This is a genomic window from Nocardia cyriacigeorgica, from assembly GCF_010858045.1.
Lineage (GTDB): Bacteria > Actinomycetota > Actinomycetes > Mycobacteriales > Mycobacteriaceae > Nocardia > Nocardia cyriacigeorgica_E.
On record NZ_JAAGVC010000010.1, the window covers coordinates 147,200 to 169,501 of the forward strand.

Genomic DNA, 22,302 nt, shown 5'->3' on the forward strand with positions numbered 1-22,302 from the left:
ACTCCTTCCCTGTCGAGGCGGTGCAACCAGCTTGCAAGTTGACGTTACGTCAAGGTCAAGCTGGATCGCACCGCCTCTTCAGGGCGTGGATCACAGCGGACGGTCAGGCGCCGCCGAGTGGCCGAGGTGTACCGAATACGTCGGCTTCGGTCGGCAGTTCCGACCACACCGCCGCGCCCGGCGGTTGCACCTCAGGGGTTGCGCCGGTCGGTGTTCGCTGCACCTCGGGTCCTCCGGGCGCGGCCGAAGCGCTCGCCGGGTCGCCCTGGGCCGGTGCCGCCGGGGTTCCGGGTGCCGGCGCGCCCGGTGTTTCCGAAGCCGGGCCGGCCGGATCTCCTGGTGCGGCCCCGGGCTCGGCGCTGCCCGGCGCCGAATCGGCCAGGCCGGGCACCAGCTCGAGCAGGGTCGTGAAGTCCACGACCTGCGCGCCGAGCGTCGGCGTGTAGATGATGACGCCATTGCTGTACAGCCGGTACAGCCCGGCGTTCTCGGGCAGGATCATCTCCGGCCCGATGGGTTCACCCACCGAACTCTCCGCACCGCCGATCCGGGCGTATTCGGCGTCGATCGGGGATTCGGTGTCGGAGGTCCTGGTGCGCGGCGCGGGGCCGGGCGGCGGTGCGCCGACGCTCAATTCGGCGGGGGTGGGCCCGACTTCGAAGGTCTGGATGTCGGCGGGCTGCCCGCCGTCGGGTGCGGCGGAGTATTCCGAACGCAGGACGTGCCCGTCGCGCAGCAGCACCATGCCCGCCGTCGAGGCGACGGCCTCGGCGGTGCGCGGATCTTCCTTTGCGGTACCGGGATAGACCTGGCAGTCGGTGGTGTCGCAGGTCTGCGCGTACGGGTAGCGCGTCTCGGCGAGGGCGTAGGAGCGGGCCGCGATGGCCTGGGCGCGCAGGGCCTCGGCAGCGCCCTTGTCGGCCCAGTTGGCCTGCACTTCGGCCGGGATGACACCGAGCAGGTAGTCCTCCACGTCGACCCGGTTCACCGTGCGCGCAGCGCCGTCCTCGCCGGCCACACCCAGCGAACCGCGGTACGCGCCGCCACCGCACAGGGTCAGGTGCTCGGCGGCGGGGCGGGCCGGAGCGGGATCGACGGGGTAGATCCACGGATCCGCGGTCGAGGTCTGCCACAGCACCTCGCCGTCGCAACCGCTCGTGACCACGACATTCGCGCCGCCATCCGGTAGGGCGGTGAGGTGGGCGACCTCGCCGGGGCCGATGATCCGGCCGGCCACCCGCGCGCCGGCCTCGGCGTAGGCGTCGAGGGTCGAGTCGTCCTGTGCCATCAACCGGACGGCGACGGTGGTCGGGCCGACGGCGCCGAGGGTGGCGCCCGGGTAGTAGTGCCCGAGGATGCGTTCGGCCGTCCAGCCGTCCTGTGCGTTCTGCAGCGCGCCGTGCTGGCTCATGCCGCGGCCGTGGCCCGGCCCGGCAAGCGGTCTATACACCTCGTCGCCGGTCCACAGCACCAGCGGGCCGGCGACGAGCAGGGCCGTCGCGCCGACGACCAGCAACGAACTCCGCCTGCCTCGGCGCCGGCGCATCGACTGCGGTAAATGCGGCGCTGCCAGCGCATTCTCGACGCGTTGCGCCAAGAACCCGCGAGCGCGGTCGTTTCGTTGCGGCATCCGTTCACTCCCCTTGGTTTCCAAGGACCGGACAGGGTTCGGCGCCTGTCGGCATGTCGTTTAGACCGGCCACGATCCGAGAGCTACATTCGAGCACACATAATCCTCAACAAGAGGTTTAGAGATGTGAAATTTGTGACTAGTGTGATCCTTGGGACATCTCGACGCAAGCACTGATGCACTCGGATCACTGGTTCGACCCGATGGGAGAAGCTCGTGCCCTACCGCAAACCGAAACGTTCCTACGTGCTCCCGGTTGTCACCACACTTGCGGTAGCGGCGCCGCTGGCCGCCCTCGTGCCCAGTGATTCGGACTACCGCACCGCCAACGAAACCCAGCTCGCCGCCGTCCCCGCGCAGCTGGCCGAAGTGGTACTGAATTCCGCACCCGACATCGTGCTGCCGCTGCGCGAATTGACCGGTCTCAACCTGCCCGACCTGCGCCTTTCCGATTTGCGCAAGATTCCGCTGCCCGCCTCGGTTCCGGTGCCGCCCGGGCTTCCGCTACCGCCCGGCATCCAATTACCCAGCGAGATTCCCTTACCCCAGTTCGACTCCGGTCAACCCTCCGCACCGCAGATTCAGAACGTCCCAGGACGCCTGCCCACCGGTGCGCAATTCATCGCCGACCCCGCCCTCGGCGCCGACCCGAACACCCCCGCCCTCGCACCGGGCGCGGTGCCGCCCGAGCTGATGACGGAGGTCGGCGCGCAAGTCAAAGAACTTTCCCGCGACACGCCGTTCAGCGTCGTCGCCCTCACCGCCGAGGACCTGCTGAACACCAAGGCGATGATCCGGGCCAAGCAGCCCGACGGCACCTGGGGCCCCTGGTACGAGACCGAGCCGATCGACACCGGCGCCGCCGACAATGCCGCACCGTCCGGCACCGAAGGCACCGAGCCGATCTACGTCGGCAACACCACCGCCGTGCAGGTCCTGGTGACGCGCAAGCCCGCACCGGCGCCCGCGCCGCAGGATCACGGCGCCCCCATCCAGCCGACGCCGGCCGCCGCGCCCGTCGACGAGCCGGAACCCGAACTCAAAGCGGTGCTGATCGATCCGGGTCGCGGCGCCATCGACGGCGCGCTCAACGACGTCGCCGCCGCGCTGCCCGGCGGCGGGCCGACGGTGATCACCCGGAACCAATGGGGCGCCGACGAATCCATCCGCTGCGATTCCCCCACCTACGACGACGGCCTCGGCGGTGTCACGGTGCACCACACCGCGGGCCGCAACGACTACAGCAAGGCCGAATCGGCCGGTATCGTCCGCGCGATCTACACCTATCACGCCCAGACCCTCGGCTGGTGCGACATCGGCTACCACGCCCTTGTCGACAAGTACGGCCAGATCTTCGAGGGTCGTTTCGGCGGGCTCGACAAGCCGGTGCAGGGCGCGCACGCGGGCGGGTTCAACGAGAACACCTCTGGCGTGGCGATGATGGGCAACTACGAGTCCGAGACACCGTCCACTTCCATGCTGAACGCGGTCGGGCGGTTCGTCGGCTGGCGCACCAAGATCGCCGGGCTCGACCCGAAGGGCTACACCACCATGTACTCCGAGGGCACCGAGTTCACCCCGTACGCGCAGGGCGAAGAGGTGCGGCTGCCGATCGTGTTCGCCCACCGCGACGTCGGCAACACCAGCTGCCCCGGTGACGCCGCCTACGCGCAGATGGACCGGATCCGCGATATCGCCGCGGGCGCGCCCGGCGCGTCGGGCAGTACGCCGCCGTCGCGCCAGGTGCAGTCCGATGTGGCCGCGCTGGCCAACCTCACGGCCAAGCTGCTGACGATGGTCAACGACAACATCATCGCCAAGTACTGGGCGTCGAAGGGTGGACCGGACGGCCCGCTCGGTCAGGCCGCCTCCGAGCCGCTGCCCGCCGCGCAGGGTCAGCAGTACGCCAAGTTCGTCAACGGGTACGTGTATTCGACGCCGGACGGGCAGGCCATCGAGGTGGTCGGCAAGATCCTCGACCGCTTCCTCGAACTGGGCGCCGACGCGGGCGTGCTCGGCCTGCCGCTCGGCAACTCCTACCCCGTCCCCGACGGCCTGCGCGAGGACTTCCAGTACGGATCGCTGATCCTGAACCAGGTCACCGGCATCGTCACCACGGTGTGGAAGACCTACAACGACACCTATCAGGAGGAGATGAACCGGCCCGACCAGGTGTCGGCGCCCGATTCCCCCGCACCCGCGGACGCGCAAGCACCGGTACCGGGTACCCCGGCCGCTCCGGGGGCGCCTGCTCCGGTACCGGGAACCCCGGCCGCTCCGGGAGCGCCCGCGCCGGCTCCGCAAGCAGCGCCCGCACCCGAGGCGGCACCGCCCGCTGAGGCACCCGGCCCGGCGAGCGAGGAGCCGTCCACACCCGAGGTCGGCCAAGCGCCCGCACCTGAGGTAGCCCCGCCAGTCGCCCCCGAGAACGGCTAGGCGGGTAACTGAGTGTGCCGAGCCGGCTACGAGATCCACGCGCCCGATCGGCCACCCGACCGCAGTTCCGGGCCAGTATAGGTCCCGGCCAGGTATAGGTTTCCGCCCGCCTTTGAGCGACAATCGCGAGACTTGTCGCTCAGATGCGGGCGAAAACAGTCTCCTCCCGGCCGCACGCGCCCGGGCAGTTCCAGCCCGCGATCACACCCACCAGCGTTCGAGCACTCGCGCCACACCGTCCTCGGCGTTGGTCGTGGTCACCTCGTTGGCTGCGGCGATCGCCTCGGGGTGGGCGTTGGCCATGGCGACGCCGCGACCGGCGAGGGTGAGCATCGGGATGTCATTGGGCATATCGCCGAAGGCGATGGCCGTTGCGGGGTCGATGCCGAGCCGTTCGGCCACTATCACCAGGCCGGACGCCTTGGTGACGCCCGGCGCGGACAGTTCGATCAGGCCATGGTCGGTGGAATAGGTGATGTCGGCGCGCTCGCCGACCATCGGGGCGAGCGCGGCCAGCATGTCACCGCTGCGGGCGCCGGGGAGCCGGATCAGCATCTTGATCGCCGGCGCGTCGATCACCTCGTGCCGGGCGACGGCGGTGTCGTCCGGATTGAGCCAGGCGTGTTCGTACTCCGGGGAGCTGACGAATTGCGGTGTCACCGCGTCGTGGGCGCTGGCACCGACCCGCTCGGCTGCCAGACCACACCCCGGCAGCACCTCCTCGGCGAGGTCGGCGATCCAGCCGAGGGTCTCGATATCGAGAGTCCGGCTGGTGAGCACCCGATCGGCGGCGCTGTCGTAGATCACCGCGCCATTGCCGCACACACACAGCGGCGCGAAGCCGAGCCCGTCCACCACCGGGCCGATCCAGCGCGGCGGGCGGCCGGTCGCCAGCACGAACGGCACACCGTCGGCGACGACGGCGCCGACCGCGGCTTTGGTGCGCGCGGTGACCCGCTCGTCGGGGTCGATGAGGGTGCCGTCCACATCGGAGGCGACGAGTTCCGGCTTCGGCAGCTGCACACGGGTCACCCATTCCATTGTGCTGTCTTTCCGCGCACGCCGCCGCGCCGCCCACCCGGCACGCCGACGGGTTGCCCGGCCACCGGTCTTCGAGTTTGCCGAACGATGAACACGCTGGTTGCCCGTCGGGCGCGCGCGGTGGCCGGTGGCTCCCTATGATCGGGGGCTACACCTGGACTCGAGGGGACCGATGACCGGCTTTTTGCTACGACGTGCGCTCAACTATGTCGTGCTGTTGCTGCTGGCGTCATTCCTCACGTTCAGCCTGGCGTCACTGACCTTTCGCCCGCTCGACAGCCTGGAACAGCGCAATCCGCGGCCGCCGCAATCGGTGATCGATGCCAAGGCCGAGGAACTGCACCTGAACGAGCCGATCCCGCAGCGCTATCTCACCTGGATCAAGGGCATCCCGCAAGGAGATTTCGGCACCACCCTCGCCGGGCAGCCGGTGAGCGAGGAATTGCCGCGCCGGGTGGGAGTCTCGCTGCGGTTGCTGATCATCGGTTCGATCGTCGGCACCGTGCTCGGCGTGCTGATCGGTGCGGCCGGGGCGATCCGGCAATACAAATTCAGCGACTACTTCACCACGATCGTGTCGCTGCTGATTCTGTCCACACCGGTCTTCCTGCTCGCGACGCTGTTGAAATACGGTGCGCTGGAGATCAATTCGATGACCGGGCAGCAGATCTTCCTCTACACCGGCGAGACCTCGGCGAGCACGATCGAAGGCTTCGGTGCGCAGCTGGTGGACCGGCTCCAGCATCTGGTGCTGCCGACGCTGACGCTTGCGCTCGGCGGTATGGCCGGTTACAGCCGCTACCAGCGCAACGCCATGCTCGACGTGCTGCAGAGCGATTTCATCCGCACCGCCCGCGCCAAGGGGCTGACCAGGAGCAAGGCTCTCTACAAACACGGCCTGCGCACCGCGCTGATCCCGATGGCCACGCTGTTCGCCTACAGCCTCGGTGGACTCATCACCGGCGCCACCTTCACCGAGAAGATCTTCGGCTGGCACGGCGTTGGTGAATGGCTGGTCGATTCGATCAATGCCCAGGACCTGTACGTCGTGGTCACGGTGACGGCGTTCGCGGGTCTGGTGGTGCTGGTGTCGGGGCTGTTGTCCGACATCGTGTACGCGATTCTCGATCCCAGGGTGCGTGTGGGATGAGCGTCAGGCCCGAAGGAGGCAGCTTGCGTAACCACGTAGGGCCCGGGAATCCCACCATGGGGGCAGCGTGACCGAAGCCGAGATCATCGTCCAGGGCGCCCCCGAGGTCGCCGCGACCGGGCGACGCAAGCTGGTATGGCGCCGTTTCCTGCGCAACAAACCCGCCGTGGCCGGCGCGGTCATCCTGGTGCTGTTGTTCATCGTGAGTTTCGCGCTGCCGCCGTTTCTGCCCTACGACTACCAGCAGCTCGATTACACGGCGCTGCTGAAACCGCCGAGCCCGGAGCATCCGTTCGGCACCACCCAGATCGGCCAGGACGTGCTCGCGCAGACGCTGCGCGGCCTCCAGAAATCGCTGATCATCGGGTTCTGCGTGGCCATCATCTCCACCACCATCGCCGCACTCGCCGGTTCCATCGCCGGACTGCTCGGCGGCTGGACCGACCGGGCCATCATGTGGTTCGTCGATCTGCTGCTCGTGGTGCCGAGCTTCATCATCATCGCCCTGTTCGCCCCGCGCACGAAGGGCAGCGGCTCGATTCTGCTGCTGATCCTGCTGCTGGCGCTGTTCGGCTGGATGATCAGCGCGCGGATCGTGCGCGGGTTGACGTTGAGCCTGCGCGAACGCGAATTCGTCCGCGCCGCACGATATATGGGCGCACCCACGCGCACGGTGATCCTCAGCCATATCGTGCCGAACATCGCCTCGATCCTGATCATCGACACCACCCTCACCGTCGGCGCATCGATCATGGCCGAGACCGGGCTCAGCTTCCTCGGCTTCGGTGTGCAGCCGCCGGATGTCTCGCTCGGCTCGCTGATCGCCTCTGGCACCAAATCCGCGCTGACCTACCCGTGGCTGTTCCTGTTCGCCGGTGGGCTGCTGATCATCACGGTGTTGTGCGCGAATCTGGTGGGTGACGGGCTGCGCGACGCATTCGATCCGAGTGCGAAGCGGGCCAGGTCGCGGAAGGCGAAGGCATGAGTACTGACACCACGTCCGTCGCGCAGACGCCGCCGGAGAAGTCCGCCGCCGCGCCGCTGCTCGAAGTGACCGACCTGCGCGTCTCCTTTCCCAGCGAAGAGGGCCGCGTCGATGCCGTGCGCGGGGTGAGCTACACCGTCAACGACCGGGAAGTGCTGGCGATCGTCGGCGAATCCGGTTCGGGCAAGTCGGTGTCGTCGCTGGCGGTGATGGGCCTGCTGCCCGAGCAGGCCAGGATCAACGGTTCGATCCGGCTGCGCGGACGTGAGCTGCTGGGGCTGGGCGACAAGCAGCTGTCCAAGCTGCGCGGCAGCTCGATCAGCATGGTCTTCCAAGACCCGCTCTCGGCGTTGACCCCGGTGTACCGGGTGGGCGATCAGATCGCCGAGGCGCTGCTGGCGCACGGCGCGATGAACAAGGCCGACGCCGCGAAGCGGGCCGTCGAACTGCTCGATCTGGTGGGCATTCCCGACCCGGAAGTGCGCGCGAAGGCGTTCCCGCACGAATTCTCCGGCGGTATGCGCCAGCGGGTGGTGATCGCGATGGCGATCGCCAACGATCCGGCGCTGATCATCTGCGACGAACCGACGACCGCGCTCGACGTCACCGTGCAGAAGCAGATCCTCAACCTGCTGCGCAAGGCTCGCGACATCACCGGCGCGGGCGTCATCATGATCACCCACGACATGGGCATCGCCGCCACCCTCGCCGACCGGGTCGCGGTCATGTACGCCGGCAGAATCGTCGAAACCGCCGCCACCGCAGAGCTGTTCAACACCCCCCGGATGCCGTACACGGTGGGTCTGCTCGGCTCCATCCCCCGCATGGACGGCCCGGCCCGCGCCCCGCTCATCCCGATCGTCGGCGCGCCGCCCGCCATGCACGCCCTGCCGCCGGGCTGCTCGTTCGCCCCGCGCTGCCCCATCTCCATCGACGACTGCCGCGCCGCCGAACCACCACTGGAACGCACCGGACCCGGGCATTCCGCCGCCTGCATCCGCACCTCGGAGGTGGGTTCGGCGGAGCTGTTCGAGGCCTACCGCCGCGAGATCAGCGAGCCGGAGCAGATCGCCGACACCGAACCCGACGTGGTGTTGCGGGTGACCGACCTGGTGAAAACCTTCCCGATCACCTCGGGTGTGGTGTTGCGCCGGCGCACGGGCGAAGTGCGCGCCGTCGACGGCATCAGCTTCGAAGTCCGCAAGGGCCGGACGCTGGCGCTGGTGGGCGAATCCGGTTCCGGGAAATCCACCACCCTCACCCAGATCCTGGATCTGGTGCGCCCCGAAGCCGGCCGCATCGAAATCCTCGGCACCGACGTCGCGACCCTGACCAAGGCCCGCAAACGCGAGATCCGCCGCAAGATGCAGATCGTCTTCCAGGACCCCACCGCGTCTCTCGATCCGCGCCTGCCCATCCACGACGCCATCGCCGAACCGCTGCGCATCGATGGCCGCCCGCGCGCCGAAATCGCCCGCCGGGTACCGCAACTGCTCGAACAGGTGGGTCTGCGCCCCGAACACGCCGACCGCTACCCCGCCGACTTCTCCGGCGGCCAGAAACAACGCATCAGCATCGCCCGCGCCCTCGCCCTCGACCCGGAACTGCTCGTCCTCGACGAACCGGTCTCCTCCCTCGACGTCTCCATTCAGGCCGGCGTCCTGAACCTGCTACGCGACCTGCAAACCGAACGCGGCCTGTCCTACCTGTTCGTCTCCCACGACCTGTCGGTGGTCCGCAACCTGGCCCACGACATCGCGGTCATGTACCGCGGCAAGATCGTCGAATCCGGACCGGCGGAACAGATCTTCGGCAACCCTGAACACGAGTACACCCGGACTTTGATCGACGCGGTGCCCGAACCCGTCGTGAGCCGATAGGAGGTTTGCCGTGCGGATCCACTCGCTCGGTATACGTGTGGCCGTTGCGGCCGTCGCGACCGGTCTGGTCCTGTCCGGATGCTCGAGTTCGGATGACCCGGCACCGGGCGCCGAGGTCGCCGCGCTCGGGACCTCCAACGACATCAATCCGCGCGATGTCTCCGAGCTGCGCGACGGCGGAAACCTGCGACTGGCGTTGAGTTCATTTCCCGAGCAGTGGAACGCGCTGCACATCGACTCCGACGGCGAGGTCAGCGCGGTCGAACGTCCGCTGATGCCCCGTGCGTTCCACACCAGCGCCTCGGGTGAGCTTTCGGTCAATACCGACTACTTCACCAGCGTCGAACTCACGGACACCGATCCGCAGCGGGTCGTCTACACCATCAATCCCGAAGCTGTCTGGTCCGACGGGACGCCGATCACCTGGGAGGATATGCGGTCGCAGGCCGCGGCTCTGAGTGGGGAGAACCCCGAATACCTGATCAAGATGACATTCGGTTTCGACCGGGTCGAGAAGGTGGAGCGCGGCGTCGACGATCGTCAGGCGATCATCACCTTCAAGGAGCATTACGCCGATTGGCAGGGCCAGTTCGCGGGTGAGGCATTCCTGCTGCCCGCCTCGGTGACCAGCACGCCCGAGGCTTTCAACAAGAGTCAGCTCGACGGTCTCGGCCTTTCGGCGGGCCCGTTCATCATCCAGTCCGTGGACAAAGCGCAAGGCCGGGTCGTGCTCGGTCGTAATCCGAAATGGTGGGGCGAGACCCCCAAGCTCGACACCATCACCTTTACCGTGCTGGCGAGCGAGGCGGTGATCCCGGCCTTGCAGAACAATGAGATCGATGCGGTCGGTATCGCCAGTATCGACGATATGCGCACCGCGCAGAGCACCCCCGGTGTGCAGATCCGGCGTGCGCCGGGCAACAGCTGGTCGCACCTGACCTTCAATGGTGCGCCGGGCTCGAATTTGGAAGACCCGCGGGTACGGGTCGCGATTTCGAAGGCTATCGACCGCAAGGGTATTGCGGTCGCCATGCAGAACGGTCTCGTGGCGAATCCTCAACCACTCAACAACCATGTGTACGTGCAGGGGCAGGTGGGCTATCAGGACAACAGCCTGCCGTTCGATCCGGAAGCCGCGGCGCGCGAACTCGACGAACTCGGGTGGAAGCTCAACGGTGAGTTCCGGGAGAAGGACGGCCGCAGGCTCACCATCCGCGACGTCATGTACAACGCGCAGAGCTGGGTGCAGATCGCCCAGATCATCCAGCAGAACCTCGCGCAGATCGGCGTCGAACTCATCATCGACACCCGGCCAGGTCAGGGCCTGTTCACCGACGTATTCCAGCCCGGAAATTTCGATGCCGGGCAATGGGTGTGGTCGAGCGATGTCTTCGCGCTGAAGAACCTCCCGCAGGTCTACCGCTACGACCCGAACGATCTCCAAGGCAACTACGGTCGCATCGGCTCACCGGAAATCAACGACCTCATCGACAAGGCCCTGGCCGAACTCGACCCGCAGAAGGCCATCCAGATCGCGAACGAGATCGATCGCAAGCTGTTCGAGATCGGTTTCTCGCTGCCGCTGGTCCAGTCGGCGGGTAACGTCGCGGTCCGCGCGGATCTCGCCAATTACGGCGCTCCCGGACTCGCGTCCTACGACTACACGAAAATCGGGTTCTTGAAGTGAGGGCGCGTTCGCTCCGGTCACGCACGATCGAGCAGGAAGGTCAGATCATGAGGAATCGGTTGCTGCGCAGACGAGTCGCGGTTCCACTGCTCGCGTTCAGCCTCATCGCGGCTGGTTGTGCGTCGAACGACAGCGATGCGCCGGAAGGCGCAGTCGCCGAGGTGGGCGCCACCAACGACATCAATCCGCACGATGTGAGCGAGCTCCGGCCGGGCGGGAATCTGCGACTCGCGGTCTCGTCGTACCCGGCGAACTGGAACACGCTGTCCAATGACGGCAACGAGTACGACATCGGCGCGATCGAGCGGCCGATGATGCCGCGGGCCTACAAGATCGATGCCGCGGGCGAACTGTCGATCAATACCGATTACTTCACCGATATCCAGCTCACCAATACCAATCCGCAGACGGTGGTCTACACCATCAACCCGAAGGCCGTCTGGTCCGATGGCACCCCGATCACCTGGGAAGACATCGCTTCCCAGGCCAACGCGCTCAGCGGAAGGGACAAAAGCTTCCTGATCGCGAGCACGATGGGCTTCGACCGGGTGGAGAAGGTAGAGCGGGGCGTAGACGACCGACAGGCGATCATCACCTTCAACAAGCACTTCGCCGATTGGCGCGGACAATTCGCCGGCAATCAGTTCCTTTACCCGAAATCGGTTACCGCGACTCCCGAGGCGTTCAACCACAGCCTCGTCGACGAGATCAAAGTGACCGCGGGGCCGTTCATGGTGCAGTCCACCGACCGGGGGCAGGGTCGTATCGTGCTCGGCCGCAACCCGAACTGGTGGGGTGACAAGCCGGTTCTGGACACCATCACCTTCTCGGTGCTCGACAGCTCGGCCTACGTTCCTGCCCTGGCGAACAATGAACTCGACGCCGTCGGCCTCGCCACCCGCGACGACATGGAAACGGCCCGCAATACCGAGGGTGTGGCGATCCGCCGCGCACCGGGCAACAGTTGGTCGCATCTGACCTTCAATGGTGCACCGGGTTCCATCCTCGAAGACCCGAAACTGCGCGTCGCGATCGCCAAGGGCATCGACCGCCAGGGCATTGCTACTGCTGTACAGAACGGGCTGGTGCAGGACCCCAAACCGTTGAACAACCACATCTACTTGCAGGGGCAGGTCGGCTACCAGGACAACAGCCTGCCGTTCGATCCGGAAGCCGCCGCGCGCGAACTCGACGAACTCGGGTGGAAGCTCAATGGCGACGTCCGGGAAAAGGACGGCCGCAAGCTCGAGATCCGCAATGTCATGTACAACGACGACACCTGGGTGCAGATCGCACAGATCATGCAGCAGAATCTCGCCCAGATCGGCGTCAAGATGAATATCGAAACCAAACCGGGCCGTGGATTCTTCACCGACGTCATCCAGCCCGGTAATTTCGATGTCGGACTGTGGGTGTGGGTCGGTGACCCGTTCCCGCTCAGCAGCCTGAACCAGATCTACAGCTACAACCCGGAAGATTTGCAGGGCAACTATGGCCGCATCGGCTCGCCCGAACTGAACGCTCTGATCGAGCAGACGATTTCGGAGCTCGACCCGAAGAAGGCGATCGAGCTGGCGAACCAGGTCGACCAGCAGGTCTGGCAGGAAGGGCATTCGCTTCCGCTGTTCCAGTCGGCAGGAAACGTCGGGGTACGCGCCGATCTCGCCAATTTCGGTGCCGCGGGCCTCGCCTCTCTGGACTACACGAAAATCGGCTTCCTGAAGTGATTCCCGGATCAGGCCGGACCGAACATCCCCTGGCCTATCCGCTCACCGTCACGTTCGGCGCCCTCGCGGTCATCACCGCGTGGGCGCCGTTCGCCGATGTGGACCAGCTCAGTGCGCTGGCGGCGGTGGCGGTGGGGATCGTTGGGTATTCGGGGGTCCGCGTCGCGCGGGCGCTGGGGTGGCTCGGGAGCGGGGTGGGTGCGGACGAGACGCTTGCGGTGAAGCGGGTGCGTCAGCAGCATCGGCTGGTCAGCCGGTCGTGGCTGGAGTTCACGCACGGGCGCCGGACGTGCTGGCTGCCGGTGTATTTCGATCCGGCACTGATCACGTTGGTCGAGGCGACGGCCGAACTCGGGGAACGTTCGGTCCGGTTGGGTGAGGTTCGGCTCTTCCCGTCCGGCCGGGTACGCGACACCGAACCGCCGGGCCGCCTGATCGACAATCCATCGCGCCCTGACCCGGACGGCGTCACCCAGGCGCGAGCGGCGGCGTCACCCCTGCGGCGGCTGCTGCTGGACGCGCAATCGGTGGTCGCAGCTCCCTTCGCCGGCCTGTTCTGGATCTACATCGATGGCGGCGGTATCCCCGCCTTCACCGCCGCCACCTGCGTCGCCGCCGTCACCGCCACCTGGCTCTCGGCGATCCGCGGCTCCGACCCGAGCTGACGATCCGCAGGTCATCGCGGCGAATTCCGGCGGGCGTTCGCGGACTCCTGCGGCCAAGGAAATTGGTCTGACCACTTGACCTCCTGACCTTTCTGCCGCAGAGTGGGCTCATGGCGTTGCAACCGGTGGTGAAGCGGTCGGTGTCGGCGGATGTGTTCGAGCAGATCGCCGACGATGTGCTGAGTGGGGAGTTGGCGCCGGGGACGGCGTTGCCCAGCGAGCGGCAGTTGGCGGAGGCGTTGGGGGTGTCACGGCCCGCGGTGCGGGAGGCGTTGCAGCGGTTGTCGGCGGCGGGGCTGGTGGCGGTGCGGCAGGGGGATGCGACGACGGTGCTGGATTATCGGCGCGGGGCCGGGCTCGAGGTGTTGCCTCGGCTGCTGGTGCGGGCGGGCGCGCTGGATCCGGCGGTTGCCCGCAGCATTCTGGAGGCGCGGCTGCACAACGGGCCGAAGGTCGCCGAGCTCGCGGCCGCCAGGATCGCCGAGGAAGATGCCACGGAACTGGCGAAAACCCTGACAGGCCTGGTGGATTCCATTTCCGAGTCGGAATCGGATCCGATCGCGCAGCAGCGGATCGCGCTGGAGTTCTGGGATCACCTCGTCGACGCCGCCGATTCGATCGTGTTCCGGCTGATGAACAACATGCTGCGGGCCGCGTATGAGCCTGCGCTCGCGGCGCTTGCCCCGATCATGTCCGCTGAGGTGGGCAATGTGGCGGGGTATCGAGAACTGGCCGACGCCGTCGTGGCGGGCAGGCCGCAGCAGGCCGCCGAACGAGCGCGAGCATTGCTCGAGCCGGCGACCACTGCTCTGATCAGCGTCCTCGACGGACATCGAGCACTACCACGGGAATCATCATGACCACAGCTCAACCCCCAGAACCGGCATCGATCGAGGCCACCGCGCGCGCCAAGGTGCGCCGCGATGAACGCGCGCTGCGTCGCGGGCTCACCCTCGGCGCGGCGGCCCGTGAGTTCGTCCGGCATCCCTCGCCCTGGTTGATCGGCCTCACCCTGCTCGCGGCGCTGACCGGCCGGATCATCGTCGGCGACTGGCAGCCGACCGACGCGCTGGTGCCTGCGGTCATGCTCGCGGTCTTCCCGATCTTCGAATGGGTCGTGCATGTGACCGTGCTGCATTGGCGCCCACGCACACTCGGCCCGATCCCGATCGACAGCGAGCTGGCCCGCAAACACCGTGAGCACCATGTGGATCCGCGCGATATCCCGCTGATCTTCATCCCGACGAAAACGCTGACCGTGCTGGTGGTGGTGCTGGTCGCGATTGCCCTGCTGGCCTTTCCGCGCCTCGGCCTCGGGCTGACGTTCCTGCTCACCATCACCGCGCTCGGCCTCGGCTACGAGTGGACCCACTACCTCATCCACACCGACTACAAGCCGAAACACTCGCTCTACCGGGCCATCTGGCGCAATCACCGGCACCACCACTACAAGAACGAGCATTACTGGTTCACCGTCACCACCTCGGGCACCGCCGACCGGCTGTTCGGTACCGCGCCCGACCCGTCGCGAACCCCGACCTCCCCGACCGCGCGTCACCTGCACGCGACCTGAGTCACCGCAGGTAGCGGACCGGTTCCGGCTACCGAACAGCCACCGCCGCGCCGGCACCTTCGAGAGGTGCCGGCGCTTTTTCGTGTTCCGATCTTGACGGATGGATACCTTAGGGGGGTATGGTACTGCGCAGTCGATACGGCTTCCGGAAGGGAAGGGACTTCTCATGACTACGCAGACCAGATCCACCACGAAACGGTGGTGGGCGCTGGCGGTGATCGCCGCCGCGCAGTTCATGGTCATCATGGACACCTCGATCATCGGGATCGCGCTGCCGAAGATGCAGGCCGAGCTCGGGTTCTCCCAGGAAAATCTCACCTGGGTGTTCAACGCCTACGTGATCGCCTTCGGCGGTTTGCTACTGCTCGGCGGCAGGCTCTCGGATCTGCTCGGCGCGCGCCGGGTATTCGCCGCGGGCTGGGTGGTGCTGCTGGCCGGATCGGTGGTCGCCGGTGCCGCGGGCAACGTGGCGACCGAACTGGCGGGCCGGGCCATCCAGGGCGGCGGCGCGGCGCTCATCGCGCCCTCGGCCTTGACCCTGCTGATGATGCTGTTCGGCTCGTCGCCGCAGGAACTCACCAAGGCGCTGGCCGTCTACGGCGCGGCGGCGCCGGCAGGTGGCACGGCCGGCGTGTTCCTGGGTGGCGTGATCACCGAATACATCAGTTGGCCTTGGGTTTTCTACATCAACGTGCCGATCGCGATCCTGGCCCTGATCGCCGTTCCGCTGCTCATGCCCGCCGCCCCGGCACGATCGGGATCGGTGGATGTGCTCGGCGCGGTCACCGTCACCGCGGGTCTGGCCGCGGCGGTCTACGCGATCGTGCAGGCGCCGGAGGTCGGCTGGGCCTCGGGGCAGACCTGGGGTGTGCTGGCCGTGGCGGCCGCGCTACTGGCGGGCTTCGTCTACCTCCAGTCGCGCAGCAGTGAACCGCTGATGCGGCTCGGCATCTTCCGCGCACCGAACCTGGCCGCCGCGAATATCGCGCAGTTGCTGCTCGGCGCGGCCTGGGTGCCGATGTGGTTCTTCCTGAACCTCTACCTGCAGCAGGTGCTCGGCTACAGCGCGTTCCCCTCGGGCGCCGCGCTGCTGCCGATGACGACGCTGATCATGCTCGGCATGATCGTCATCGCACCGCGGGCGATGCAGCGCTTCGGCGCCAAGCCGATGATCGTGACCGGCCTGCTGATCCTCGGCATCGGCCTGGCGATCATGTCGCTGGTGCGCCCGACCGGCAACTTCTGGGTCGACGTGCTGCCGGCCTCGCTGGTGGCCGCGGGTGGCATGTCGCTGGCCTTCATACCCTCGTTGGGTACCGCCATCTCCGCCGCGCGCCCCGAGGAGGGCGGGCTGGCCTCGGGCATCGTGAACGTCAGCTACCAGGTGGGCTCGGCGATCGGCCTGGCCGCGATGACCGCCGTGGCCGCCGCATTCGGCGCCGACCAGCTCGGCGATCTGCCGGAACTGACCAACGGCTTCTCCGCGGCCTTCCTCGGTGCCGCCGTGATCGCCCTGGCAGGCGCGGGTATCGCGGCCGTCACCATGCGCTCGCCGGCGCAGCAGGAGGTGGCCACAGCGGATTGACAAGTTACCCTAGGGGGGTATGGTAGTAACCACGTTCGACGGACAGTCCGTCACCGAGAAGGAGAGCACTCGATGAGCACCACCACCGCGACCGTCACCGGGATGACCTGCGGCTGCTGCGTCAACAAAGTCCGCGACAAGGTCGGCGCCCTGCCCGGCGTCACCGACGTCGCCGTCGACCTGGACAGCGGCACGGTCACCGTCGACGGCGCACCAGTCGAACGGACGGCGCTGGCGGAGGCCGTCGCCGCGGCCGGCTTCCAACTGGCCGACTGAAATCCATCCACAGCAATCCACCGCATCGAATCAACAGAAAGACGGAGCCTCCCGATGAACACAACCACCAAGTTCGCCGGATTCGCCCTCGGCCTCGCGGCGGTCTTCGGGATCGCTCTCGGTGTCGGCGCCGCGGTCGGTCCGGAACCCTCCGAACCGGCCGGGCACGATGCCCACGCGACCGGATCCGCCAGCACCGGCGGATCCGGCTCCGCGGAGCTTCCGGGTGGGCTGGTCGCCACCGAAGCCGGCTACACACTGGCCCTGGACAACGCGACGACCACCACCACCGCCGACGCCCAGCTGCGGTTCCGCATCCTGGACGCGACGGGCGCACCGGTCACCCGCTACGTCCGCTCACACGACAAGGACCTGCACCTGATCGTGGTCCGCCGCGATATGGCCGCCTTCCAGCACGTGCACCCGGTTCTCGACGCGAACGGCACCTGGAGTGTTGCGCTGAACCTCTCCCGGGCCGGCGATTACCGGGTCTACGCCGACTTCACGCCCGAAGGTGGCGAAGCCCTGACCCTCGGCGCCGACCTGCGGGTCGCGGGCCAGTACGACGTGCAGCCGCTGCCCGCCCCGGCGACCAGCACCACGGTCGGCGACTACACCGTCACGCTGGACGGCGCGGTCACGCCGGGCCGGGCCTCGAAGGTCACGCTGACGGTGAGCCGCAACGGGCAGCCGGTCACCGACCTGCAGCCCTACCTCGGTGCGTATGGTCACCTGGTCGCCCTGCGCGCCGCCGACCTCGCCTACCTGCACGTCCACCCCGAAGGTGAGCCCGGCGACGGTGTCACCGCGGCCGGCCCCGGCATCACCTTCTTCGTGACGGCCCCGACCACCGGCGATTACCGGCTGTTCCTGGATTTCCAGCACGAGGGCGTGGTGCGGACCGCCGAGTTCACCGCGACCGCGGGCCCGGCCTCGACGACCGCCGCGCCGGACGCGGGCCACGGCGCCGAACAGCCCGGCCACGGACACTGACCCGGCCCCCGAACCCACCGACCTCGCACCGAGCGACAATTTACTGAGCACCAGAGAAACGGAGCGACCCATGACCACCGCGACACAACCACCCGCCACCGGGCAGGTCGAATTGGTGATCGGTGGCATGACCTGCGCGTCCTGCGCCAACCGCATCGAGAAGAAGCTGAACAAACTCGACGGCGTCACCGCGACGGTGAACTACGCGACCGAGAAGGCGCGCGTCGACTTCACCGGCGACATCTCCCCCGACGATCTGATCGCCACCGTCGAGCAGGCCGGCTACACCGCCGCCCTGCCCGCGCCGAAGGTGGAAGCGGCCGCCGCCGAACCGGTGGAGGAGGATCCGACCGCCTCGCTGCGGACCCGGCTGCTGGTCTCGCTGGTGCTGACCGTCCCGGTGATCGCCATGGCGATGATCCCGGCCCTGCAGTTCACCAACTGGCAGTGGCTGTCGCTGACGCTGGCCGCTCCGGTCGTGGTGTGGGGCGCGCTGCCGTTCCACAAGGCGGCGTGGACCAACCTGCGGCACGCCACCGCCACCATGGACACGCTGGTATCCATCGGCACGCTGGCCGCGTTCGGCTGGTCGATCTACGCGCTGTTCTGGGGCACCGCCGGTACGCCGGGGATGACCCACCCGTTCGAGTTCACCATCTCGCGGATGGACGGTTCCGGCAGCATCTACCTCGAGGCCGCGGCCGGCGTGACCACCTTCATCCTGGCCGGACGCTTCTTCGAGGCCAGGTCGAAGCGACGGGCCGGTGCTGCCCTGCGGGCACTGCTCGAGCTCGGCGCCAAAGAGGTTTCGGTGCTGCGCGACGGCGTCGAGCAGCGGATTCCAGTGGAGGAGTTGACCGTCGGGGACCGGTTCGTGGTGCGCCCCGGCGAGAAGATCGCCACCGACGGCGTGATCGTCGAGGGGTCCTCGGCGGTGGACGCGTCCATGCTGACCGGCGAATCGGTGCCGGTCGAAGTGGGCACCGACGACGCCGTGGTCGGCGCGACCGTCAACGTCGGCGGGCGGATCGTGGTGCGCGCCACCCGCATCGGCTCCGACACCCAGCTCGCCCAGATGGCCAAGCTGGTCGAGGACGCACAGACCGGTAAGGCGCAGGCCCAGCGGCTGGCGGACAAGATCTCCGGCATCTTCGTGCCGATCGTCATCGCCCTGTCGGTGGCCACCCTCGGCTTCTGGCTCGGCACCGGCGGCGCGATCGCGGCGGCGTTCACCGCGGCGGTGGCCGTGCTGATCATCGCCTGCCCGTGCGCCCTCGGCCTGGCCACGCCGACCGCGCTGATGGTCGGCACCGGGCGCGGCGCCCAGCTCGGCATCCTGATCAAGGGACCGGAGGTGCTCGAATCCACCCGTCGCGTGGACACCGTGGTGCTGGACAAGACCGGCACCGTCACCACCGGCAAGATGACCCTGCTCGACGTCATCGCGGCCGACGGTGAGGCTACCGACGAGGTGCTGGCCCTGGCCGGTGCGCTGGAGGATTCTTCCGAACACCCCATCGCCCAGGCCATCGCCAAGGGCGCACGGGACAAGCTCGGCGAACTGAAGCCGGTCGAGGGTTTCGCGAATATCGAGGGCCTCGGCGTTCAGGGTGTGGTGGACGGTCACGCGGTGATCGTCGGCCGGGCCCGGTTGCTCGCCGACTGGTCGCAGCAGCTCGACGCCGAACTCGAACGCGCCATGGCGGCCGCCGAGGCCGAGGGCAAGACCGCGGTCGCGATCGGCTGGGACGGTAAGGCGCGCGGGGTGCTCGTGGTGGCGGATGCGGTGAAGCCGACCTCCGCGCAGGCGATCACTCAGCTGCGTGCGCTCGGCCTGACCCCGATCATGTTGACCGGCGACAATGCCGCCGCCGCCCGCGCGATCGGCGACCAGGTGGGCATCGACGAGGTGATCGCGGAGGTGCTGCCGCAGGACAAGGTCGAGACCGTCAAGCGGTTGCAGGCCGAGGGCAAGGTGGTCGCCATGGTCGGCGACGGCGTCAACGATGCGGCCGCGCTGGCCCAGGCCGATCTCGGTCTGGCGATGGGCACCGGCACCGATGTCGCCATCGAGGCCAGTGATCTGACGCTGGTGCGCGGTGATCTGCGTGCGGCGGCGGATGCCATCCGGCTGTCGCGGCGGACGCTGGCCACCATCAAGGGCAATCTGTTCTGGGCCTTCGCCTACAACGTGGCCGCGATTCCGCTGGCCATGGCGGGCCTGCTGAATCCGATGCTCGCGGGCGCGGCGATGGCGTTCTCCTCGGTGTTCGTGGTGAGCAACAGCCTGCGGTTGCGCAATTTCCGGTCCACCGCGCGGTAACGGCACAAAGCAACGGGCGGGACGGCTGATCGGCCGTCCCGCCCGTTGTTTCGTGGTCTGTGAAGAGAGCGGATGACGGGATTCGAACCCGCGACCCTCACCTTGGCAAGGTGATGCGCTACCAGCTGCGCTACATCCGCATATCGCCGCGTCGGCGGTGATCCGCCATCGTGCGACGCCAAACTTTAGCCGGAAGCGGCGCCGGGTGCCAAACCGGCTCGTCACCAGCTGTTGCTTCGCTGTCCTACTCGGGTTCAGGGGCCGGGTCAGCTGCCGGGCGTCGCGTCGCCGCGCGCTCGGCCCGGCGGGCGGCCAGCTCGGCGCGCTCCAGTTCCGCCGCGCGCTCCAGCGTCGGTGCACCGCCACCGAGCCGGGCGGGCACCCATGGCGCACCGGCCGGTGCCGGGTACCCGTCCTGCGCGGCGGCGAGCTGGACGCCGAGTTCGGTACGCAACCGCGCGGTCAGTTCATCGGGTGTGCCCATCGGCGGGATCGGGGGCCCGATCCGGATATTGATCGGGAAGTTATTGCGACCCAATCGTTTCGGGATATCTTTGGTCCAGATGCGCTGGGCGCCCCAGATGGCCAGCGGAATGATCGGCACATCCGCCTCGATGGCCATCCTGGCCGCCCCGGATTTGAATTCCTTCAACTCGAAGCTGCGGCTGATGGTGGCCTCGGGATAGACGACCACCAGTTCACCCGCGCGCAGCGCATCGACAGCGCGGGCGAAGGATTCGGCACCGGCCGACCGGTCGACGCCGATCGCCTTGCAATGCTTCATCAGAAAGCCGACGATCCCGTGTTCGAGTTCGGCTTTCATCATGTACCGCACATTGCGACCCGAATTACGGCCGACCAGACCGACTTCCATGAAATCGAGGTAAGCGGTGTGATTCACCGCGACCACACCGCCACCGCTGCGCGGAAACAGCTCCTGACCGCGAATATCGATCCGCAATCCCTGCGCCCAGAGCACTGTGCGCACCAAACCGGTGAGGATGTCGTAGACCGGTTCACGAGCCATCCGGCAAACCCCCTGTGGTCGACCTACTGCTGAGCGGCGTTCTTGCGCGCGGCCCGCGCGGCGGCCTTCTCCGCGGCCTCGGCGGCGTCCATCGCGTCGGCCTCCTCCAGCGTCGGCGCGCTGCCACCGAGCCGTGCCGGCACCCAGTACGCGCCGGGTTCGTGCTCGTAGTCGCGCTGCACCTCGAGCAGCATGCGCTGCATGGTGGAACGCAGCTGCGCGGTGAGTTCGGCAGCGGGTTCATAGGGCTGGATGGGTTCGCCGACGGCGATGGAGATCGGAGTGTTGGTGCGGCCGAGCCGCTTCGGGAAACCCTTGGTCCACACCCGCTGCGCACCCCAGATGACGATCGGAATGATCGGCACATCGGCCTCGATGGCCATGCGGGCGGCGCCGGATTTGAATTCCTTGATCTCGAAGCTGCGGCTGATCGTCGCCTCCGGGTACACCCCGACCAGCTCACCGCGCCGCAGATAGTCGACGGCGGCCTTGTAGGAATCGGCGCCGGCGGACCGATCGACCGGAATATGCTTGAGCGCCCGCATGATCGGGCCGGAGATCTTGTTGTCGAAGACCTCTTTCTTGGCCATGAACCGGATATAGCGCTTGGGCGTGCGCACCGGAAGTCCGGCATAGGTGAAGTCCATGTATCCGGTGTGGTTCACCGCCAAGACGGCACCACCGGACGCAGGGATGTGTTCATCGCCGGTGACGGTGAACTTCAGACCTTCAACGAAGAAGACGGTTCGGGCCAGGCCGATGATCGTCCGGTAGACGGGTTCCACAATTCCGCTAGCGTAGTCGCTGCCCGGCCGATCCGGCAGTGCGGCGGTATTGCGCGCCGTAGGCAAGGGTGATCGACCCCAGTCACGCACGAGGAAAGGTGATCTCCGAAGTGGACCGCGCCGAGCCCGAATCGCAGGACATCCGCAACGTCGCGCAGGATGCGAGCGCCGTACGGCGGGCGAGCGATCCGGGTGGTGCCGAGCGTTCCGGCGGACCGGTCGGCGCCCATCCGATGACCGGCGGGCACCGTGGCGCGACGCCGCCGCAGCACCCGGACCAGCGGCGGAGCAGCTCCCGCCGGGCGTCGTTCGGTGCCGCGGCCATTGCCGGCGCGGCACTGCTGGCCGGATGCGATTCGGCATCGGGCATACCCGGCGACGATCCGTCCGGCAGCAATTCCATCACCGCGACGACCCCACCCGCGGCGATCCCGGACCGGACCCCGCCGGCAATGGCCGCGGCACCGAACGACGCCCCGCGGGCGCCGCTTCTGGCACCCCGGGGACCGCACCGACCGGGGGTGCGTCGGCCGGGATCG

General features: G+C 67.7%; 17 protein-coding genes, 1 tRNA gene and 1 pseudogene. 14 read left to right on the forward strand and 5 right to left on the reverse strand.

Annotated features, from left to right (window positions below; genetic code table 11):
- Positions 1-103: 103 nt before the first annotated feature.
- Positions 104-1,546, reverse strand: a complete 1,443-nt coding sequence (locus tag GV790_RS31650) for an LGFP repeat-containing protein (protein ID WP_425343116.1) — start codon at positions 1,544-1,546, stop codon at positions 104-106.
- A gap of 300 nt (positions 1,547-1,846) precedes the next feature.
- Between GV790_RS31650 and GV790_RS12755 the strand changes: the two genes are divergently transcribed.
- Positions 1,847-4,066: an N-acetylmuramoyl-L-alanine amidase gene (locus tag GV790_RS12755; protein WP_163813556.1), complete on the forward strand. Its 2,220-nt coding sequence runs from the start codon at positions 1,847-1,849 to the stop codon at positions 4,064-4,066.
- A gap of 201 nt (positions 4,067-4,267) precedes the next feature.
- Here the strand turns inward: GV790_RS12755 and GV790_RS12760 are convergent, their stop codons facing one another.
- A complete protein-coding gene (locus GV790_RS12760; RefSeq protein WP_163813557.1) occupies positions 4,268-5,107 on the reverse strand; it encodes an HAD family hydrolase in 840 nt (279 codons plus the stop codon).
- Positions 5,108-5,279: 172 nt separating this feature from the next.
- Between GV790_RS12760 and GV790_RS12765 the strand changes: the two genes are divergently transcribed.
- The 12 genes from GV790_RS12765 to GV790_RS12820 all read left to right on the forward strand — a co-directional run bounded on the left by GV790_RS12765 (position 5,280) and on the right by GV790_RS12820 (position 19,951).
- Positions 5,280-6,257 carry an ABC transporter permease gene (locus GV790_RS12765; protein WP_163813558.1) on the forward strand — a complete coding sequence of 326 codons (978 nt, stop codon included), beginning with the start codon at positions 5,280-5,282 and terminating at the stop codon, positions 6,255-6,257.
- A gap of 67 nt (positions 6,258-6,324) precedes the next feature.
- A complete protein-coding gene (locus GV790_RS12770) occupies positions 6,325-7,242 on the forward strand; it encodes an ABC transporter permease (protein ID WP_163813559.1) in 918 nt (305 codons plus the stop codon).
- Positions 7,239-9,122 carry an ABC transporter ATP-binding protein gene (locus GV790_RS12775; protein WP_163813560.1) on the forward strand — a complete coding sequence of 628 codons (1,884 nt, stop codon included), beginning with the start codon at positions 7,239-7,241 and terminating at the stop codon, positions 9,120-9,122. Before GV790_RS12770 ends, GV790_RS12775 begins: the two co-directional genes overlap by 4 nt.
- A 10-nt stretch (positions 9,123-9,132) precedes the next feature.
- Complete coding sequence (locus GV790_RS12780; protein WP_163813561.1) at positions 9,133-10,809, forward strand: ABC transporter family substrate-binding protein; 1,677 nt, start codon at positions 9,133-9,135, stop codon at positions 10,807-10,809.
- Between the two features lie 47 nt (positions 10,810-10,856).
- Entirely contained in the window at positions 10,857-12,536 is a 1,680-nt protein-coding gene (locus GV790_RS12785; RefSeq protein WP_163813562.1) for an ABC transporter family substrate-binding protein, read from the forward strand.
- The gene (locus GV790_RS12790; protein ID WP_309138995.1) at positions 12,533-13,201 is read left to right on the forward strand and encodes a hypothetical protein; all 669 of its coding nucleotides are present in this window, start codon (positions 12,533-12,535) and stop codon (positions 13,199-13,201) included. The genes GV790_RS12785 and GV790_RS12790 overlap by 4 nt, the downstream gene beginning before the upstream one ends.
- Before the next feature lie 110 nt (positions 13,202-13,311).
- Positions 13,312-14,061: a FadR/GntR family transcriptional regulator gene (locus GV790_RS12795; protein WP_163813563.1), complete on the forward strand. Its 750-nt coding sequence runs from the start codon at positions 13,312-13,314 to the stop codon at positions 14,059-14,061.
- The gene (locus tag GV790_RS12800; RefSeq protein ID WP_256673244.1) at positions 14,058-14,774 is read left to right on the forward strand and encodes a sterol desaturase family protein; all 717 of its coding nucleotides are present in this window, start codon (positions 14,058-14,060) and stop codon (positions 14,772-14,774) included. The genes GV790_RS12795 and GV790_RS12800 overlap by 4 nt, the downstream gene beginning before the upstream one ends.
- 166 nt (positions 14,775-14,940) lie before the next feature.
- Entirely contained in the window at positions 14,941-16,359 is a 1,419-nt protein-coding gene (locus GV790_RS12805) for an MFS transporter (RefSeq protein WP_163813564.1), read from the forward strand.
- A 72-nt stretch (positions 16,360-16,431) separates the two neighbouring features.
- Entirely contained in the window at positions 16,432-16,635 is a 204-nt protein-coding gene (locus GV790_RS12810) for a heavy-metal-associated domain-containing protein (protein WP_163813565.1), read from the forward strand.
- Positions 16,636-16,689: 54 nt separating this feature from the next.
- Positions 16,690-17,628 carry a hypothetical protein gene (locus GV790_RS12815; protein ID WP_163813566.1) on the forward strand — a complete coding sequence of 313 codons (939 nt, stop codon included), beginning with the start codon at positions 16,690-16,692 and terminating at the stop codon, positions 17,626-17,628.
- A gap of 70 nt (positions 17,629-17,698) precedes the next feature.
- A complete protein-coding gene (locus GV790_RS12820; protein ID WP_163813567.1) occupies positions 17,699-19,951 on the forward strand; it encodes a heavy metal translocating P-type ATPase in 2,253 nt (750 codons plus the stop codon).
- Positions 19,952-20,018: 67 nt separating this feature from the next.
- Here the strand turns inward: GV790_RS12820 and GV790_RS12825 are convergent.
- The 3 genes from GV790_RS12825 to GV790_RS12835 form a co-directional block, all read right to left on the reverse strand.
- Positions 20,019-20,091, reverse strand: a tRNA-Gly gene (locus GV790_RS12825).
- 104 nt (positions 20,092-20,195) lie between these two features.
- Positions 20,196-20,978, reverse strand: a complete 783-nt coding sequence (locus GV790_RS12830; protein WP_163813568.1) for a lysophospholipid acyltransferase family protein — start codon at positions 20,976-20,978, stop codon at positions 20,196-20,198.
- A 23-nt stretch (positions 20,979-21,001) separates the two neighbouring features.
- Positions 21,002-21,763 carry a lysophospholipid acyltransferase family protein gene (locus GV790_RS12835; RefSeq protein WP_163813569.1) on the reverse strand — a complete coding sequence of 254 codons (762 nt, stop codon included), beginning with the start codon at positions 21,761-21,763 and terminating at the stop codon, positions 21,002-21,004.
- 98 nt (positions 21,764-21,861) lie between these two features.
- Here GV790_RS12835 and GV790_RS30745 point away from each other — a divergent pair.
- Positions 21,862-22,302 (forward strand): annotated as a pseudogene (locus GV790_RS30745) (hypothetical protein); the annotation flags it as partial.